At 70.0% G+C, this 16,619-nt stretch carries 18 protein-coding genes; 5 read left to right on the forward strand and 13 right to left on the reverse strand.

All coding sequences use genetic code 11. The features are described from left to right. Window position 1 precedes the first annotated feature (1 nt). A complete protein-coding gene (locus BR39_RS0122015; protein WP_029916213.1) occupies window positions 2–1,366 on the forward strand; it encodes a PleD family two-component system response regulator in 1,365 nt (454 codons plus the stop codon). Between the two features lie 86 nt (window positions 1,367–1,452). On the opposite strand, the gene BR39_RS0122020 is transcribed toward BR39_RS0122015, so the two are convergent. From BR39_RS0122020 to BR39_RS0122035, 4 genes are all read right to left on the reverse strand, one after another. Then, on the reverse strand, window positions 1,453–2,238 hold the full coding sequence (locus BR39_RS0122020; RefSeq protein ID WP_029916215.1) for a glutaminyl-peptide cyclotransferase: 786 nt from the start codon (window positions 2,236–2,238) through the stop codon (window positions 1,453–1,455). A gap of 103 nt (window positions 2,239–2,341) precedes the next feature. Beyond that, window positions 2,342–2,509, reverse strand: coding sequence for a 50S ribosomal protein L33 (gene rpmG / locus BR39_RS0122025; protein ID WP_010920317.1), 168 nt, complete (start codon window positions 2,507–2,509; stop codon window positions 2,342–2,344). An 81-nt stretch (window positions 2,510–2,590) separates the two neighbouring features. After that, window positions 2,591–3,040, reverse strand: a complete 450-nt coding sequence (locus tag BR39_RS0122030; RefSeq protein WP_029916218.1) for a DUF6265 family protein — start codon at window positions 3,038–3,040, stop codon at window positions 2,591–2,593. Window positions 3,041–3,061: 21 nt separating this feature from the next. Then, window positions 3,062–3,790: an NUDIX hydrolase gene (locus BR39_RS0122035; protein WP_029916220.1), complete on the reverse strand. Its 729-nt coding sequence runs from the start codon at window positions 3,788–3,790 to the stop codon at window positions 3,062–3,064. Window positions 3,791–3,961: 171 nt separating this feature from the next. Between BR39_RS0122035 and BR39_RS0122040 the strand changes: the two genes are divergently transcribed. Continuing rightward, complete coding sequence (locus BR39_RS0122040; RefSeq protein ID WP_029916223.1) at window positions 3,962–5,257, forward strand: amidohydrolase; 1,296 nt, start codon at window positions 3,962–3,964, stop codon at window positions 5,255–5,257. Window positions 5,258–5,307: 50 nt separating this feature from the next. Beyond that, window positions 5,308–6,357, forward strand: a complete 1,050-nt coding sequence (locus BR39_RS0122045) for an SGNH/GDSL hydrolase family protein (RefSeq protein WP_231499540.1) — start codon at window positions 5,308–5,310, stop codon at window positions 6,355–6,357. 127 nt (window positions 6,358–6,484) lie between these two features. Here the strand turns inward: BR39_RS0122045 and BR39_RS0122050 are convergent, their stop codons facing one another. Both BR39_RS0122050 and rnr read right to left on the reverse strand, forming a co-directional pair. Further along, entirely contained in the window at window positions 6,485–6,676 is a 192-nt protein-coding gene (locus BR39_RS0122050) for a hypothetical protein (RefSeq protein WP_029916226.1), read from the reverse strand. A gap of 3 nt (window positions 6,677–6,679) precedes the next feature. Further along, entirely contained in the window at window positions 6,680–9,001 is a 2,322-nt protein-coding gene (gene rnr, locus BR39_RS0122055; RefSeq protein WP_029916227.1) for a ribonuclease R, read from the reverse strand. 77 nt (window positions 9,002–9,078) lie between these two features. On the opposite strand from rnr, the gene BR39_RS0122060 reads away from it, so the two are divergent. Both BR39_RS0122060 and BR39_RS0122065 read left to right on the forward strand, forming a co-directional pair. Then, a complete protein-coding gene (locus BR39_RS0122060) occupies window positions 9,079–9,381 on the forward strand; it encodes a helix-turn-helix transcriptional regulator (RefSeq protein WP_081916951.1) in 303 nt (100 codons plus the stop codon). A gap of 114 nt (window positions 9,382–9,495) precedes the next feature. Beyond that, window positions 9,496–10,245 (forward strand): glucose 1-dehydrogenase, encoded by a 750-nt coding sequence (locus BR39_RS0122065; protein ID WP_029916229.1) that lies wholly within the window; start codon window positions 9,496–9,498, stop codon window positions 10,243–10,245. A gap of 42 nt (window positions 10,246–10,287) precedes the next feature. On the opposite strand, the gene BR39_RS0122070 is transcribed toward BR39_RS0122065, so the two are convergent. The 7 genes from BR39_RS0122070 to BR39_RS25940 form a co-directional block, all read right to left on the reverse strand. Further along, window positions 10,288–10,656: a hypothetical protein gene (locus BR39_RS0122070; RefSeq protein WP_029916230.1), complete on the reverse strand. Its 369-nt coding sequence runs from the start codon at window positions 10,654–10,656 to the stop codon at window positions 10,288–10,290. A gap of 50 nt (window positions 10,657–10,706) precedes the next feature. After that, window positions 10,707–13,382: a type I DNA topoisomerase gene (topA, locus tag BR39_RS0122075; protein ID WP_029916231.1), complete on the reverse strand. Its 2,676-nt coding sequence runs from the start codon at window positions 13,380–13,382 to the stop codon at window positions 10,707–10,709. Between the two features lie 163 nt (window positions 13,383–13,545). Then, on the reverse strand, window positions 13,546–13,953 hold the full coding sequence (locus tag BR39_RS0122080; protein WP_029916233.1) for a DUF2442 domain-containing protein: 408 nt from the start codon (window positions 13,951–13,953) through the stop codon (window positions 13,546–13,548). Further along, the gene (locus tag BR39_RS27490) at window positions 13,946–14,185 is read right to left on the reverse strand and encodes a DUF4160 domain-containing protein (protein WP_081916952.1); all 240 of its coding nucleotides are present in this window, start codon (window positions 14,183–14,185) and stop codon (window positions 13,946–13,948) included. Before BR39_RS27490 ends, BR39_RS0122080 begins: the two co-directional genes overlap by 8 nt. 27 nt (window positions 14,186–14,212) lie before the next feature. Beyond that, the gene (gene dprA / locus BR39_RS0122085; protein WP_029916235.1) at window positions 14,213–15,313 is read right to left on the reverse strand and encodes a DNA-processing protein DprA; all 1,101 of its coding nucleotides are present in this window, start codon (window positions 15,311–15,313) and stop codon (window positions 14,213–14,215) included. Beyond that, complete coding sequence (plsY, locus tag BR39_RS0122090) at window positions 15,313–15,975, reverse strand: glycerol-3-phosphate 1-O-acyltransferase PlsY (RefSeq protein ID WP_029916237.1); 663 nt, start codon at window positions 15,973–15,975, stop codon at window positions 15,313–15,315. The genes dprA and plsY overlap by 1 nt, the downstream gene beginning before the upstream one ends. A 173-nt stretch (window positions 15,976–16,148) precedes the next feature. Continuing rightward, window positions 16,149–16,610 (reverse strand): hypothetical protein, encoded by a 462-nt coding sequence (locus BR39_RS25940; RefSeq protein WP_051696020.1) that lies wholly within the window; start codon window positions 16,608–16,610, stop codon window positions 16,149–16,151. Window positions 16,611–16,619 lie beyond the last annotated feature (9 nt).

The raw sequence follows: 16,619 nt of genomic DNA on the forward strand, positions 1-16,619 counted from the left end.
CGTGAGCGCGCGCATCCTGGTCGTCGACGACATCGAGGCCAATGTCCGCCTGCTCGAGGCCAAGCTGACGGCCGAGTACTACCAGGTCTCGGTCGCCTATGACGGCCCCACCGCCCTGGCCCTGGCGGCCAGCGAGCTGCCCGACGTGATCCTGCTGGACGTGATGATGCCCGGCATGGACGGCTTCACCGTCTGCAAGAAACTCAAGGAAGACCCCGCCACCCGCCACATCCCGGTGGTGCTGGTCACGGCGCTGGACGGCCGCGCCGACCGCATCCAGGGCCTGGAGGCGGGCGCCTCGGACTTCCTGACCAAGCCCATCGACGACGTCATGCTGTTCGCCCGGGTGCGCAGCCTGACCCGCTTCAAGCTGGTCCTCGACGAACTGCGCCAGCGCGAGGCCTCGGGCCGCCGCATGGGCGTGATCGCCGGCGCCGCCTCGCGCCTGGACGGCCTGGGCGGCCGGGTGCTGGTGGTCGACGACAACGAGCGCCAGGCCCAGCGCGTGGCCGCCGAGCTGGCGGTCGAGCACCGCCCGGTGGTCGAATCCGATCCGATCAAGGCCCAGATCAGCGCCGGCGGGCCGGTCGACCTGGTGATCATCAACGCGGCGGCCAAGGGCTTCGACGGCCTGCGCTTCGCCGCCGGCCTGCGTTCGGACGAGCGCACCCGCCACCTGCCGATCCTGGCCATGGTCGATCCGGACGAGCGCCCGCGCATCGTCAAGGCGCTGGAGATCGGGATCAACGACGTCCTGCCGCGTCCGATCGACCCGCAGGAGCTGTCGGCCCGGGTCAAGACCCAGATCCAGCGCAAGCGCTACACCGACTATCTGCGCCAGAACCTGGACCACAGCCTGGAGCTGGCCGTCACCGACCAGCTGACCGGGCTGCACAACCGCCGCTACATGGCCGGCCAGCTGGACTCGCTGGTCAAACGCGCGGCCCTGGGCGGCGACCCGGTCTCGGCCCTGCTGATCGACATCGACCACTTCAAGAAGATCAACGACACCTTCGGCCACGACGTCGGCGACGAGGTGCTGCGCGAGTTCGCCCTGCGCCTGGCCTCCAACGTCCGCGCCGTCGACCTGCCTTGCCGCTACGGCGGCGAGGAGTTCACGGTGATCATGCCCGACACCCAGCTGGCCGACGCCCTGCGCATCGCCGAGCGGATCCGCATGCACGTCTCCGGCTCGCCCTTCCACGTCGCCCAGGGCGCGGAGGTCCTGACCGTGACCATCTCGGTCGGCGTCTCGGCCAGCAGCGGCCCCAACGACACCCCCGAGACCCTGATGAAGCGGGCCGACGAGGCGGTGTACGAGGCCAAGAAGTCCGGCCGGAACCTCGTGGTGGGGAAGGCGGCCTAGCAGGGCCGGGGACATGCCCTCGGGCGTGTCCCCATCAGCATCCGCTGAGCCTGGAATTGGGGACACGCCGCAAGGGCATGTCCCCGTCAGCGCTTCGGCGCCACCAGCCTGATCTCGTACAGCCGCGGCCACAGCTTGCCCGTGACGATCAGCTTGTCGGCCTTGGCGTCGTAGGCGATGCCGTTCAGGACGTCGGCCCGGGCCCGCTCCTCGGGCGGCAGCAGGCCGGTCAGGTCGATCCAGCCCTTCACCTTGCCCGTGGCAGGGTCGATGCGGGCGATGCGGTCGGTCTGCCAGATATTGGCCAGGATCTCGCCCTTGACCCATTCCAGCTCGTTCAGCTGGTCCACCGGCCGGCCTTCGTCCGTGACGGTGACGCCGCCGGTCTCCTTGAGGGTCTCGGGGTCGATGAACCGCAGGCGCGAGGTCCCGTCGCTCATGATAAGCCGCTTGTCGTCGCGGGTCAGGGCCCAGCCTTCGCCCTGGTAGGCGAATTCGCCGCGGGTCTCGAAGTCGTCGATGCCGTAGACGAAGCCGATCTGGTCCTTCCAGGTCAGCTCGATCAGCTTGTCCTTCCAGTCGACGATGCCTTCGCCGAAGTACTGGCTGGAGATCTGGCGCTCGTTCTCGACGCTGCCCGTCTCCAGCACGATCTTGCGGATCGACGAGGCGCCCTGCAGGCCGGTGCTCTCGTACAGGAACCCGTCGCGCAGGAAGAGCCCCTCGGTGAAGGCGTTGGGATCGTGGGGATAGGTGCGCACCACCTCGTAGCCGTAGACCGGCGTGGCGGCATGGGCGTGAGCCAGCGGCGAACCAGCGCCAACAAGCAAGAGAGCGGCCAGCCGGAGGGCCTGAAGCGGGAGTCGACGCATGGCCCAGCTAGGCCTTTCCCTGACGGCGAAAACAAGACGACTGAACGAAAAACGCCCGACCTTGCGGCCGGGCGTCTTGTCGCATCACGAAGGGTCGGCAGACCTACTTGATCTTGCCTTCGCGGAATTCGACGTGCTTGCGGATGACCGGATCGTACTTCTTCAGCACCATCTTCTCGGTCTTGGTGCGGGCGTTCTTCTTGGTCACGTAGAAGAAGCCGGTGTCCGCCGTCGAGTTCAGGCGGATCTTGATGGAAGCCGGTTTGGCCATGGTCGAATCCCTGCGATGGTCGCGCAGGTCCCTACGCGGTCGAATTAAGAGGCGCGGAACATACTCAGCGGCGCGCCAAAGTCAATTGCCGGTCGCGCATCGTTTGTACGGGAAATCGACGCTCCTGGCCTGGCCGCCCATCTGGCCCTCGATCCGGCCGGTCACGGCGTCGGGCCCCAGGCGACGATAGATCACCCGCTGGGGGAAGTCGTGGGCCGGGTTCTCGAACACCGCCTCGTCCGCCGACAGGCTCTTGAGCGGGAAGGTCGCCTTCTCCTGGCCCGAGGGCTCGGCCATGTAGGCCAGCGATCCGTCGGCCTCGACGATGCGGGTGTATTCGTACTCGCGCAGCTTGCCGTCGCGCGTCGTGCGGCCCAGGCCCAGCATCACGCCGCCTCCGGGGGGCATCCACAGTTCCTCGACGACGCCGCCGTTCGGCTTGGTCTGGATCCAGCAGCCCTTCAGCCAGGCCATCTGGTCGATGGTCGCGGACGGGCCGGCGAGGGCGGCGGCGAGGGCTAGAGCGAGCATGGGCGGCCTCGTAAGGGCGCTCTAGAGATAACTCAACTGCCGCGCCCCGCGCAGGAAGCGCATGAACGGGGCCGGGCGTCCAGGGTCGGCCAGGCGCTGGGCCACCTCGTGGACCACGAAGCGGGTGATGTTGGGCAGGTCCAGTTCGCGGGCCTGGTCGAAGTCGAACCAGCCGATCTCGTCCAGCTCGCCGCAGTCGGGCTGGCGCTCCAGGCTCAGCAGGGCGCTGGCTGGGGCCATGAAGAACCGGGCGTCGAAGCGGCGGGTGCGATAGGGCGGGGTGATGGCCCGGGCCACGAAGGCCAGCGGCGCCAGGTCGGGCAGGGCCCCCTGGGCCAGGAACGGCCGCCAGGCGCCGCCGGCGGGTCTTGCCGGGGCTTCCTTGGCCAGCAGCAGGCCGGTCTCCTCGAAGGTCTCGCGCACCGCCGCCAGGGCCAGGGCGCGGGCCAGGCGGGCGGGGTTGGCGTGGCGGGGTTCCAGGCCCAGGCGCGCGGTCGTGTCGGGGGGCAGCTCGCTGGCCGAGGGCGCGGCGTAGTCGGCGCGGTCGACGCGGCCGCCGGGGAACACCCACTTGTCGGCCATGAAGGCCAGGCCCCGGTTGCGGCGACCCATCAGGATGCGGGGCTTCTCCCCATCGTCGCGCACGACGATCAGGGTGGCGGCGTGGCGCGGCTTCAGCACGCCGGCGGCCGGATCGCGGACGTCGCCGTCGTTGCGGGTGTCGAATTTGGCGTCGATCGGCTCGTCCATGCGGAGGAGCTTAGACCCGACTCGGGCGGACGCCAGCCGTCCGTAGGGGCAAGGAGTGCTTTGGGGACACGCCCGAGGGCATGTCCCCAGCTCGAGACGGGGACATGCCCTTGCGGCGTGTCCCCAAACCGTCTCAAGCTCCTCCGGGGATTTCAGAAATCGAGGGATGGCATGTTCGCAAGGGTTTCGGCGCTGGCTCTGATCGCCGCGCTATCGGCCGCGCCGGCCATGGCCGCCCCCTCGACCGCCCAGGTGGCCGCCGCCGCCAAGGCCGTCCAGCCCAAGGCCGTGGCCTGGCGGCGCGACATCCACGAACATCCCGAGCTGGGGAACCAGGAGGTCCGCACGGCGGCCCTGGTGGCCAAGGAACTGCGCGCCCTGGGCTTCGAGGTCCGCGAGGGCGTGGGCCGCACCGGCGTGGTCGGGGTGCTGAAGGGCGGCAAGCCCGGCAAGGTCGTAGCCCTGCGCGCCGACATGGACGCCCTGCCGGTCGAGGAGAAGACCGGCCTGCCGTTCGCCTCCAAGGCCACGGCCCAGTGGGAGGGCCGGACCCTGCCGGTCATGCACGCCTGCGGCCACGACACCCACGTGGCCATGCTGCTGGGCGCGGCGACCGTGCTGGCCGGCATGAAGGCCGACATCCCAGGGACCGTCGTGGTGCTGTTCCAGCCGGCCGAGGAGGGCTCCCAGGCCGGCGAGGAGGGCGGGGCGGGCCTGATGATCCGGGACGGGGCCCTGGACCATCCCAAGGTCGACGCCATCTTCGGCCTGCACATCGGCCCCGGCGACGCCCACGCCCTGAACTACCGGACCGGCGGCTTCTATGCGGGCTCCGACCGCCTGACCATCACGGTCAAGGGCAAGCAGACCCACGGGGCGCGGCCCTGGGCCGGCGTCGACATGGCCAGCGTCGCCGCCGACATCGTCCAGGCCTTCAACCAGATCGCCGCGCGCCAGGTGGACGTCGGCGCCTCGCCCACCGTCCTGACCGTGGCGACCATCAACATGGGGGTGCGCAACAACATCATCCCCGAAGACCTGACCATGACCGGCACCCTGCGCACCTTCAATCCCGAGCGCCGGGCCGAGGTGATCGACAAGGTCGAGAAGGCCGTGGCCGCCATCGGCGACCGCTATGGCGCCAAGGCCCAGGCGGTGTTCACCCAGCCCTATCCGGTCACCCGCAACGACCCGGCCCTGTCGGCCTGGGTCAAGCCGGTGCTGGAGCAGGCCTCGCCGGGCAAGGTCGACGACCAGGCGGCCCTGGTCACCGGGGCCGAGGACTTCTCGCGCTACGGCGAGAAGGTGCCGGCCGTGTTCATCCAGCTGGGCGGCCGCCCGGCCAACGTGCCCGCCGCCACGGCCTCGGCCAACCACTCGCCCTATTTCGACGTCGACGAGGCGGTGTTCGAGACCGGGGTGAAGGCCGAGGTGCTGCTGGCGCTGGACTATCTGGCCCGGAAGTAGCGCCTGGAATCGGCGTCTTGGGGCGCTTCGAGGAGATCCGCTTGAGATACGTGTTCCTGGCCGCCGTCGCGGCCCTGTGCCTGGCGAGCCCCGTCTCGGCCCAGACCGCCCTGACGCCCAACATCGGCGGGCGGGTCGTGGCCCAGCCCGACGGCGTCTACGCCTTCGGCTGGCCCGGCGTCTATTTCGAGGGGCGCTTCACGGGGCGGTCCGTTGAGGTGGCGATCGATCCGCAGCTCGAGGTGCTGGCCGTCAGCATCGACGGCAAGGTCCGCAACGAGGTGGCCATGCCGGGCGTCGCGCACCTGACCTACGACGACCTGGGACCGGGCGAGCACGTGGTGCGGGTCGACAAGCTGACCGAGAGCCAGACCGGTTCGGCGCGGTTCCTGGGCTTCACCGTCGGCAAGCGCGGCCAGGCCCTGCCGCCGCCGGTCCGCGCGCGCAGGATCGAGTTCATCGGCGACTCCCACACCGTCGGTTACGGCGTGCGGGCGACCAAGCACAGCTGCACCCAGGCCGAGATTCACGACCAGACCGACACCAGCCTGACCTTCGGTCCGCTGCTGGCGCGCCGGCTGGACGCCGATTACCGCATCGTCGCGTTCTCCGGACGGGGCGTGGTGCGCAACTACGGCGGCGCGGCGCCGGGCCAGACCTTGCCGGCGCTCTATCCGCGGATGATCCCGGGCGAGGCGGCGCCGGTCGTCGATCCGGCCGAGGCCTGGCGGCCCGACCTGATCGTGATCGGTCTGGGCACCAACGACTTCTCGACGCCCGTCGCGCCCGGCGAGGCCTGGGCGGACGCCGAGGCCCTGCACGCCGACTACCGCCAGGCCTATGTCCGCTTCATCGGCGACCTGGCCAAGCGTCAGCCTCAGGCGCGCTTCCTGCTGATCGCCGGCGACAGCTTCGCCGCCGACGTCGAGGCGGTGGCCAAGACGGTGGACGCGACGACGCCCGGCCTGGCGACCCCGGTGCGGATCACCGGCATGGACCTGGGGGCGTGCGACTGGCACCCGTCTGTGGCCGACCAGAGGATGATGGCGGATCGGCTGGAGGAAGCGGCGAAGGCGGTTCCGGCGTTTTCAGCACACTAAGGTTGTCATCCCGGAAGCCTCGCAGAGGCTGTCCGGGACCCAGGGGACTGGACTGAGGTCTTGCGGTTCACCTGGGTCCCGGACAAGCGCTGCGCGCTTTCCGGGATGACAACGAAAAAGGCGCGCCTTAGTCCTCAAAGGCCTCGGCGATGAACGGCACGGAGGGGTGCAGTCGTTCCGCGAGACAAGCGCCGTGAACCACGATGCCTTGCGTCGCTCCGTCCTCGACGTTCAAGCCGCTGATCGCGAGCGACAACGCGATGTCATCGGATGCGATATCCGAGCCGCAGAAGCCGCAAATGTAGCTCGACCGAGCCATACCCTACCGCCGCTTCCCGCGCCGGACGCCCTTCGGCAGGCCGCCGCGCGGCTTGACCGGCGTCCGCGCCCGCACGCCCAGTCGGGGTTGCGGCGCCTTCGGATCGCGCGGCAGCGCGTCCGTCAGCATCTCGAACACCAGGCCGCCGGTCACGGGCGTGGCCTCGCGCAGCCGCACCTCGACCGCCAGGCCCAGGGGGAAGCGCTTGCCGGTGCGCTCGCCGACCAGGGCGTGCATGCGGTCGTCGTGGACGAAATACTCCTCGCCCAGGGTCGAGACCGGCACCAGGCCGTCGGCCCCGGTTTCGTCCAGCTTCACGAACAGGCCGAAGCGGGTGACGCCGGTGATCCGGCCGGTGAAGGTCGCGCCCACCCGGTCGGCCAGGAAGGCGGCGATGTAGCGGTCGGTGGCGTCGCGCTCGGCCGCCATGGCCCGGCGCTCGGCGTGGGTGATGACCTCGGCGGTGTCCTTGATCTGGGCGATGTCCTGGTCGGTCAGGCCGTCGTCGCCCAGGCCCAGGGCACGGATCAGGGCCCGGTGCACGATCAGGTCGGCATAGCGGCGGATCGGGCTGGTGAAGTGGGCGTAGCGGGCCAGGTTCAGGCCGAAGTGGCCCATGTTGTCGGCCGAGTAGTGGGCCTGCATCTGGGTGCGCAGGACCACCTCGTTGATGATCGCCGCGTGCGGGCTCTCGCGGGTGTCGTCCAGCAGCTTGTTGAACCGCGCCGTCGTCGGGGCCTGGCCCTTGGACCAGGGGATTTCCAGCGTCTGCAGGAACTCGCCCAGGTTCATCACCTTCTCGTCGCTGGGCGTGTCGTGGACGCGGTAGATCAGCGGCATGCGCTTGGCTTCCAGCGTCTCGGCGGCCGAGACGTTGGCCTGGATCATCATCTCCTCGATCAGCTTGTGCGCTTCCAGGCTGGCGCGGCGGGTGATCGACTGGATCTCGCCCTCCTTGATGACGATCCGGCGCTCGTCGCTCTCGATGGCCAGGGGCGAGCGGGCCTCGCGACCCTTGCCCATCAGGCGGAAGGCGGCCCACAGGGGCCTCAGGATCGGGTCCAGCAGCGGTCCGGCCTTGTCGGGGTCCTGGCCGGCGGGCGGGGGCACGCCGTCGATGGCGGCCTGGGCCTGCTCGTAGGACAGCTTGGCGGCCGAACGCATCAGGCCGCGCACGAACTTGTGGCCCTTCTTGCGGCCGCCGGCGTCGAACACCATCCGCACGGCCAGGGTCGCGCGGTTCTCGCCCTCGCGGAGCGAGCACAGGCCGTTGGACAGGGTCTCGGGCAGCATCGGCTCCACCCGGTCGGGGAAGTAGACGCTGTTGCCCTTCTCGCGGGCGTCGCGGTCCAGGGCCGAGCCGGGGCGCACATAGGCCGCCACGTCGGCGATGGCCACCCAGACGATCCAGCCGCCGACGTTCGAGGCGTCCGGATCGGGATGGGCGTAGACGGCGTCGTCGTGGTCGCGGGCGTCCACCGGATCGATGGTCACGAACGGCAGGTCGCGCAGGTCGTCGCGGCCCTGCAGGGTCGGCGGCTGGGCGGCCTTGGCCTCGGCCTCGGCTTCTTCCGAGAAGCCGGTCGGGATGCCGTGGCTGTGGATGGCGATCAGCGAGGCGGCGCGCGGGTCGTCCTCGCTGCCCAGCACCTCCAGGATCTTGCCGAACTTGGGTCCGTAGCGCGAGCCGGCGCCGCTGACCTGGGCCAGGACCAGGTCGCCCTCCTTGAGGTCGGCGGCGGCCTGGTTGTCGATCAGCAGGCTTTCCTTGGACTTGCGGTCGACCGGCTCGATGCGGGTCTCGCGACGCGCCTTGCGCACCACGCCCAGGATCTTGTGGGCGCTCTGGCCCAGGCGCTTGATCAGCCGGGCCTCGGTCTCGCCGTTCTCCAGCGTCTCGAAGCGGACCAGCAGACGGTCGCCCATCCCCGGCGCGCCGCCGGCCGCCTCGCCCTTGCCGGGCGCCAGGCGGACCTGGGGCGTGTCGTCGGAATCCTTGGTCAGGCGCACATAGAGGTCGCCGTCGGCGTCGCGCTCCACCACGTCGACCACGCCGACCGGGGGCAGGGCGCCGGCCTGGGCGAAGCCCTTGCGGCCGCGCTTGCCCAGGCTGCCGTCGGCTTCCATGGCCCGCAGCATCTCGCGCAGGGCCCGGCGGTCGGCGCCCTTCAGGCCGAAGTGGCGGGCGATGTCGGCCTTGCCGCTCTCGCCGGCGTCGCGCAGGAAGGCCAGCAGGGTCTCGCGATCCGGCAGGCCGGCGGGCGGCTTCGCGCTCTTCGACGCGGCGGGGAACTTGGAGGACTTGGGCGTACGGGGTTTGGCCATGACGCACGTCTAGCGCGTCGAGGTCCCGATGTCGTCACTCCCCGGGGCCATTTGCTTCCGGCGCGGGCGCATCGCATATGAGGGACATGGAAGACGCGCCGCGCATCGTGCTGGACGAACGCCAGGTGAACCTGATCGCCAAGGCCTTGGCCGAACCGCGCCGCCGCCAGATCCTCAAGGAAGTCGGCGCCGCCAGCGAGCCCACGCCGTGCGGCGCGGTGGCCCAGCATGTCGCCGTCAGCGCCGCCACCTTCTCGCACCACATGAAGGAACTGGAGACGGCGGGGCTGATCCGCATCTGCCGCCAGGGCAAGTTCGCCTTCCTGGTCCTGCAGCGCGACGTCCTGAACGCCTATCTGGCCCAGCTCGCCGAAATCTGACTCCGCCCGCGAAAAAACTCGCGGCCCCGTCCGTTGAATCACTTCGATACATATCTAAGTATCGAAGCGTTCGCCGCTTAAGGCGACCGGCCAACGGCCGAACGGAGAGAGATCATGAGCAAGCTTTCAGGCAAGACCGCCGTCGTCACGGGCGCGTCCAAGGGCATCGGGGCCGCCATCGCCAAGGCCCTGGCCGCGGAAGGCGCGGCGGTGGCCGTCAACTACGCCTCCAGCCGCGAGGGCGCCGACAAGGTGGTGGCCGAGATCATCGCCGCCGGCGGCAAGGCCATCGCCGTCCAGGGTTCGGTGGGCAAGGACGGGGACATCGTGCGCCTGTTCGACGAAACCCAGAAGGCGTTCGGCGGCGTCGACATCCTGGTCAACAACGCGGGCGTCTACGCCTTCGCGCCGATCGAGGAGGTGACCGAGGCCGAGTACCGCCGCCAGTTCGACACCAACGTCCTGGGCGTCCTGCTGGCCACCCGGGAAGCGGCCAAGCGCTTCGGTCCGGACGGCGGCAGCGTGATCAACATCAGCTCGGCGGCGACCACGGTCGATATCCCGACCGCCTCGGTCTACACGGCCACCAAGGCCTCGGTGGACTCCATCACCCGCGTGCTGGCCAAGGAGCTGGGTCCGCGCAAGATCCGGGTCAACAGCCTCTCGCCCGGCGCGGTCGAGACCGAAGGCACCCACGCCATGGGCATCATCGGCAGCGATCTCGAGACCCAGATGGTCGCCCAGACCCCGCTGGGCCGCATGGGCCAGCCGTCCGACATCGCGCCGGTGGCGGTCTTCCTGGCCTCGCCCGAGAGCTTCTGGATCACCGGCGAGATCATCGCCGTGGCCGGCGGCAACCGCTAGCCGGCCGGTGGAGGCGCGCCGAGCGTCCGCTCGGCGCGGCCTTCAGTACAGGTCCTCGATCCGCTGCGGCGTGGCCTGGGCCGGCGGCGGTTCGGGCTTCTTCTCGACGGGAGCCGGCGTCGCGGGCGGGGTCTCTACGACCGGCGCCTCATCGGCGGGGGTCTCCGCGACCTCCTCGACCGGCTTGGGCTTCTCGACGACGGGCGGCGGGGGCGGGGCGGCCTCGGCGACCGCCGGGGTGGCGTCGCGCACCGGCACGCCCGAGACCTCGGCCAGGGGCGCGGTCGAGACCGCCTGGTGGTCGGTCTTGTCCAGGGCGCCCTTGAGGCCGAACACGAAGCCGCCGACGCTGACGGCCGACAGGATCACGACCACGAGGGGCAGCGGCAGGGGGCGTTCGAGCGACGTCATGGACTGAGCTTAACCCCCAATTTTCCCCCGACCAAGGGCGCCGAGGCGCGTCACGCCTCGGCTTTGGCCTTCTTGGCGGCGGGCTTCTTGGCCGCCGCGGGCTTCTTCGCGGCCGGCTTCTTGGCGGGGGCCTTCTTGGCCGGAGCCTCGCCGTCGGTCGCGGCTTTCGCCTTGGCCGGAGCCTTCTTCGCCGCCGCTTTCTTCGCCGGCTTCTTGCCGCCGCCCTTGGCGACGCGGTCGGCGATCAGGGCCACCGCTTCTTCCAGGGTCAGGGCCGCCGGATCGGCGCCCTTGGGCACGTTGGCGTTGGTGTCGCCGTGCTTGATGTAGGGGCCGAAGCGGCCCGACAGCACGCGGACCGGCTTACCGTCTTCCGGGTGGTTGCCCAGCTCGGCCAGAGCGGCCGCCTGGCCGCGCTGCGGACGCCCGCCGCCGGCCCGCTTGTCGGCCAGCAGGCTGACGGCGCGGTTCAGGCCGATGTCGAAGACGTCTTCCGGGTTCTCCAGGTTGGCGTAGGTGCCGTCGTGCAGCACGAACGGCCCGAAGCGTCCGAGGCCCGCCGTGATGACCTTGCCGTCGTCCGGGTGCTTGCCGACCTCGCGGGGCAGGGACAGCAGGCGCAGGGCCTTCTCCAGGTCGACCGCCGCCGCCGTCCAGCCCTTAGGCAGGCTGGAGCGCTTGGGCTTGTCGCCGCTGTCGGCCGCCGCCAGTTCCTCGACATAGGGGCCGAAGCGGCCGTTCTTCAGCCACACAGCGCGGCCGGTCTCGGGATTGATCCCCAGCTCCTTGTCGGCCGTCTCGGCCTCGCCTTCGCCCTCGCCGCTGGTGGCCAGCTGGCGGGTGTAGCGGCATTCCGGATAGTTCGAGCAGCCGATGAAGGCCCCGAACTTGCCGGTCTTCAGCGACAGTTGCCCCGTGCCGCAGGTCGGGCAGGCGCGCGGGTTCGATCCGTCGCCCTTGTCGGGGAAGATGTGCGGGCCCAGGGCCTCGTTCAGGGCGTCCAGGACGTTGGTGGTGCGCAGCTCGGCGATCTCGCCGACGGCGGCCGCGAAGTCCTTCCAGAAGTCGCGCAGGAACTGCTTCCAGTCCAGCTTGCCGTCCGACACCAGGTCCAGCTGCTCTTCCAGGGCGGCGGTGAAGTCGTACTCCACGTAGCGGCGGAAGAACTGCTCGAGGAACGCGGTGACCAGCCGGCCCTTGTCCTCGGGGATGAAGCGCTGCTTCTCCATGCGGACATAGGCGCGGTCGCGCAGCACGGTCAGGACCGAGGCGTAGGTCGAGGGGCGGCCGATGCCCAGCTCTTCCATCTTCTTGACGAGGCTGGCTTCCGAGTAGCGCGGCGGCGGCTCGGTGAAGTGCTGGTCGGCGCGGGCGTCCAGCACCTTGGCGGCGGCGCCTTCCTCGATGGCCGGCAGGCGGGCGCTGTCCTCGTCGCCTTCGTCGTCGCGGCCTTCCTCGTAGACGGCCAGGTAGCCGGGGAACAGCACGACCTGGCCCGTGGCGCGCAGGCCGGTCTGGCCGTCGGCGCTCTCCAGGTCGACCGTCGTGCGCTCGATGCGGGCGCTCTCCATCTGGGAGGCGATCATCCGCTTCCAGATCAGCTCGTACAGGCGGCCCAGGTCGGGCTCCAGGCGCAGCGAGCCGGGGTTGCGGCGCAGGCTGGTCGGACGGATGGCTTCGTGGGCCTCCTGGGCGTTCTTGGCCTTGGCCTTGTAGTAGCGGGGGGTTTCGGGGACGTAGGTCTCGCCGTAGACGTTGCCGATCACGCTGCGCGCCTCGGCGATGCCCTCGGGCTCGACCGACACGCCGTCGGTCCGCATGTAGGTGATCAGGCCGACGGTCTCGCCGCCGATGTCGATGCCTTCGTACAGCTTCTGGGCGGCCTGCATGGTGCGTTGGGCCGAGAAGCCCAGCTTGCGGGCGGCTTCTTGTTGAAGCGTCGAGGTGGTGAAGGGCGGGGCGGGCGAGCGCTTGCCGGGCTTCTTCTCGACGGCGGCGACCTTGAACACGGCCTTCTGCACGGCGGCCTTGGCGGCCAGGGCCGAGCCTTCGTTGGCCAGGTCGAACTTGGTGAGCTTCTTGCCCTCGTGCTTGGCCAGGCGGGCCAGGAACGGCTCGGCGCCGGCCGTGACGTCGGCCTCGACGGTCCAGTATTCCTGGGTCTTGAAGCGCTCGATCTCCAGCTCGCGGTCGACGATCAGGCGCAGGCAGACCGACTGCACGCGGCCGGCCGAGCGGCTGCCGGGCAGCTTGCGCCACAGCACGGGCGAGAGGGTGAAGCCGACCAGGTAGTCCAGGGCGCGGCGGGCGAGGTAGGCCTCGACCAGCTCCATGTCGATGTCGCGCGGATTGGCCATGGCGTCGAGGACGGACGCCTTGGTGATGGCGTTGAAGGTGACGCGCTGGACGGCCTTGTCCTTCAGCGCCTTCTTCTTCTGCAGCACCTCCAGCACGTGCCAGCTGATGGCTTCCCCTTCGCGGTCGGGGTCGGTGGCCAGGATCAGGCGGTCGGCCCCCTTCAGGGCGTCGACGATGTCGGACACGCGCTTGGTGGCCTTGCCGTCGACCTCCCAGCTCATGGCGAAGTCGTTGTCCGGCTCGACCGAACCGTCCTTCGACGGCAAGTCCCGGATGTGACCGTACGAGGCGAGAACCTTGTAGTCGGACCCGAGGTACTTGTTGATGGTCTTGGCCTTGGCCGGGCTCTCGACGACGACGACGTTCATTAGGACCTTGATGCCTGGGAAAAGGGTTCGTCCTCCAGGGCGAACCGAGGCGGCGAGGGCCGGAAAGTGGGGGCGTCCCCAGGGGTCTGTCAACGGCGGCCGTGGCCGACCGCGCATTTGGTTCCCGGCTCTCTCTATAGAGAGAGGAATATTTGGGCGTCGCTCAGCGGCTGGCGGTCTTGCGGGGGCGACCGCCCTTGGCCCCATTGGCGCGGGCGGCGGCGGCCTTGGCGGGAGACGTGCCGCGACCGGCGATCCGGGCCATATGGGCCTTCGTGCCGAAGACCCCGGCGGCCAGACCGGGAATCGACAGATCGACGTCCAAGTCTTCCCAGTGCAGGCCGTAACCGGCGCCAAGGATGACGACCTGGGCCAATTGTTCGTCGGTGGCGTTTTCGAGCCCCTGCCCCAGGCGCGCGGGAAAGGCGAAGGCAGAACCGTTGGTCAGCTCGATGAGGATACGTCCCGTCGCCCGGTCGTAGCGGGCGGAAGCGGCTCTGGGTTCGGTCAAGGCGAGTTGCTCGCCAAGCGCTGCGGCTGCGTCGAGTTCAGCGTCGGTTGGGTCAGCCATGAAGTTCGTTCCATCGCAGTAGCAGGTCGTCCCGCTGCGCGCGGATAATCGCCAGGGCTCGGCGGGCCTCGGCTCGGTTCATGCCTTTGGTCCAAACCACTCTTGGCTCTTCGTCGGGACCCAGGAGTTCGATCTTTGCTTCTCCATCTCCGAACACGTGAACATGAGCCGGAGGATGGTCCTCCAGATAGATGACGACCCTCATCCCCGACGCTCGGTGGACGGTGACCATCTCAATTTAACCCATCACGTTCGGTTTTCAAGTTCCCGCCACCATCCCGCCCGGCAGCAGTTCGGCCCGTTCGGCCAGGGCCAGTTCGACCAGGGCCGCCATCACCGCCGAGGTCGGGGCCCTGGTGGCGCGGACCAGTTCGTCGCGGGAAACCGGGGTGGGGGAGAGCAGGCGGGCCAGGTCCTCGCGCAGGGCGTCGTGGTCGACTTCGGCGCCCTCGTCCTCGGGAACGTAGGGCCGTTCGCGCTCGCGCAGGTGGGCCTGGCCCGACAGCGAGCGCAGCACGTCATCGACGCCCTCGCACAGGATCGCGCCCTGGCGGATCAGGTCGTTGGGGCCCTTGGCGCGGGGATCGAGCGGCGAGCCGGGCACGGCGAAGACGTCGCGGCCCTGTTCGGCGGCCAGGCGGGCGGTGATCAGCGAGCCGGACTTCAGCTCGGCCTCGACGACGATCACGCCCAGGGACAGGCCCGAGATGATGCGGTTGCGGCGCGGGAAATCCTTGGCGATGGCCCGGCGGTCGGGGGCGCTCTCGCTGACCACGCAGCCGCCTTCGCCGGCGATGCGGGCGTGCAGGGCGGCGTGCTCGGGCGGGTAGATGTCGCTGACCCCGCCGCCCAGCACGGCGATCGTGCCGGTGGCCAGGGCGCCCTCGTGGGCCGCGCCGTCGACGCCGCGGGCCAGGCCCGACACCACCACATAGCCGTGCCGGCCCAGCTCGGCGGCCAGTTGGCGCGCGAAGCGCTGGCCGCCGGCCGAGGCGATCCGCGCCCCGACGATGGCCAGGCTGGGCTGGGACAGGAGCTCGGCGCGGCCCAGGGCCCACAGCACCGGCGGCGGCGGGTCCAGGGCGGCCAGGCGGGGCGGGTAGTCGGGCTCGCAGGCGCAGATCAGCCGCGCGCCGAGGCGGGCGCCGCTTTCCAGCTCCTGGAGGATCTCGGACTCGGGCGGCGGACGCAGGGGCGTGGCGCGGCCGGCGCGACGGGCCAGGTCGGGCAGGGCGGCCAGGGCCCGCTCGGGCGAGCCGAAGCGCGAGATCAGATGGTCGAAGGCGACGGGGCCGACCGTCTCGGTGCGCGCCAGCCTGAGCCAGGCCAGGCGCTCTGTGTCCGAGAGGCCCCGCGTCATCAGCCGGCCAAGTCTGTGTCTGGGGTCGGCGGCTCTTCAGCCGTCTTCTTCTTGCCGATGCGGGGCTCCTGGCCCTTCAGCAGCCGGCTGATGTTGTCCTTGTGGCGGATGAAGATCAGCACGGCCATGAACAGGCACAGCACCGTGAACGGCGCCGCCTGGTCGGTGGCCAGGGCGAAGGGCGCGGCCAGGGCGGCGGCGACCAGGGCGGCCAGCGAGCTGATGCGGAACAGGGCGGCCACGGCCAGCCAGGTGACGGCGGCCAGCAGGCCCACCGGCCAGCAGGCCGACAGCAGCACGCCGTAGAAGGTGGCCACGCCCTTGCCGCCCTTGAACTTCAGCCAGACGGGGAACAGGTGGCCGGTGAAGGCCGCGCCGCCGGCCAGGGCGATGATCGCCGGGTTCCCGTGGCTCAGCCAGCGGGCCAGCAGCACCGCCACGATCCCCTTGCCGGCGTCGCCGATCAGGGTGATGGCCGCCAGGTCCTTGCGGCCCGAGCGCAGCACGTTGGTCGCGCCGATGTTGCCCGAGCCGATCTGCCGGATGTCGCCGGCCCCGCCCAGCCGCGTGGCGATCAGCCCGAACGGGATCGAGCCCAGCAGATAACCGCCGAGGATCGTGAGGCCGAGGGTCAGGTAGACGGCTTGGGCGAGATCTTGCACGGAATGCGACCTATGGATGTGGTGAAGCTGCCCGGCGAGACGGGCGCATGGCAAGGGCGAAAACGCCGGTTTCGGGTTTTATAGCGGCGCTCGGGGCGAGGGCTCTAGCGTTTTCGGGGCGGCGTTGATGTTGAAGGGGTTTGCTCGCCCAGTCTGGGCGCGCACTGATCTCGTCAGTCCAGCCTTGGTTTCTCGACCCGATTGCGTAGTGGGGTCGCCAAGGCACCGCAAACCAGGCCCGACACCCCGCCTATGGCGAGTAGCGGCGCCATTTGGACGGGGGCGCTGAGAAGAGGCGCGATGCAGACAAGACCTGTCGCCACGGCGCCGGCGACGCCACAGGCCAATATGAACCAAGGCGCTCTCAGGTCCTCGAAAAGATGGACCGCCGCCAGGCCCGTCAGAAGCGCCGGCAAGCCGCCGAAGAGATAGCTGTAGAGCGACACTCCCAGGAGCAGCCACGGCGAGGCCAGAAGTCGCCGAGCCAACGAGTCCTCGCCGCTCAGCAAATCCCAAGGAAGCATGGAGACGTAGCCAACTAGCGGTCCGAGCACGACAAAAAGGGCGATCACGTAGAAGCCCTTCGCGCCTCTCAAGGCCCCCATGTTCTTCCGGTCTTCGAGCGGATCGGCCATCCTGGTTAG

Origin of the sequence: Caulobacter sp. UNC358MFTsu5.1, from assembly GCF_000712075.1 — a bacterium.
Classification (GTDB): domain Bacteria; phylum Pseudomonadota; class Alphaproteobacteria; order Caulobacterales; family Caulobacteraceae; genus Caulobacter.

Bases quoted from the DNA above. Each gene is read 5' to 3' on its own strand.
- dprA (WP_029916235.1), bottom strand. From the start codon at position 15,313: ATGACGCGGGGCCTCTCGGACACAGAGCGCCTGGCCTGGCTCAGGCTG.
- BR39_RS27490 (WP_081916952.1), bottom strand. From the start codon at position 14,185: ATGGTCACCGTCCACCGAGCGTCGGGGATGAGGGTCGTCATCTATCTG.
- BR39_RS0122060 (WP_081916951.1), top strand. From the start codon at position 9,079: ATGAGGGACATGGAAGACGCGCCGCGCATCGTGCTGGACGAACGCCAG.
- BR39_RS0122065 (WP_029916229.1), top strand. From the start codon at position 9,496: ATGAGCAAGCTTTCAGGCAAGACCGCCGTCGTCACGGGCGCGTCCAAG.
- BR39_RS0122035 (WP_029916220.1), bottom strand. From the start codon at position 3,790: ATGGACGAGCCGATCGACGCCAAATTCGACACCCGCAACGACGGCGAC.
- BR39_RS0122070 (WP_029916230.1), bottom strand. From the start codon at position 10,656: ATGACGTCGCTCGAACGCCCCCTGCCGCTGCCCCTCGTGGTCGTGATC.
- BR39_RS0122030 (WP_029916218.1), bottom strand. From the start codon at position 3,040: ATGCTCGCTCTAGCCCTCGCCGCCGCCCTCGCCGGCCCGTCCGCGACC.
- BR39_RS0122040 (WP_029916223.1), top strand. From the start codon at position 3,962: ATGTTCGCAAGGGTTTCGGCGCTGGCTCTGATCGCCGCGCTATCGGCC.
- BR39_RS25940 (WP_051696020.1), bottom strand. From the start codon at position 16,610: ATGGCCGATCCGCTCGAAGACCGGAAGAACATGGGGGCCTTGAGAGGC.
- BR39_RS0122020 (WP_029916215.1), bottom strand. From the start codon at position 2,238: ATGCGTCGACTCCCGCTTCAGGCCCTCCGGCTGGCCGCTCTCTTGCTT.
- topA (WP_029916231.1), bottom strand. From the start codon at position 13,382: ATGAACGTCGTCGTCGTCGAGAGCCCGGCCAAGGCCAAGACCATCAAC.
- rnr (WP_029916227.1), bottom strand. From the start codon at position 9,001: ATGGCCAAACCCCGTACGCCCAAGTCCTCCAAGTTCCCCGCCGCGTCG.
- rpmG (WP_010920317.1), bottom strand. From the start codon at position 2,509: ATGGCCAAACCGGCTTCCATCAAGATCCGCCTGAACTCGACGGCGGAC.
- BR39_RS0122050 (WP_029916226.1), bottom strand. From the start codon at position 6,676: ATGGCTCGGTCGAGCTACATTTGCGGCTTCTGCGGCTCGGATATCGCA.
- BR39_RS0122080 (WP_029916233.1), bottom strand. From the start codon at position 13,953: ATGGCTGACCCAACCGACGCTGAACTCGACGCAGCCGCAGCGCTTGGC.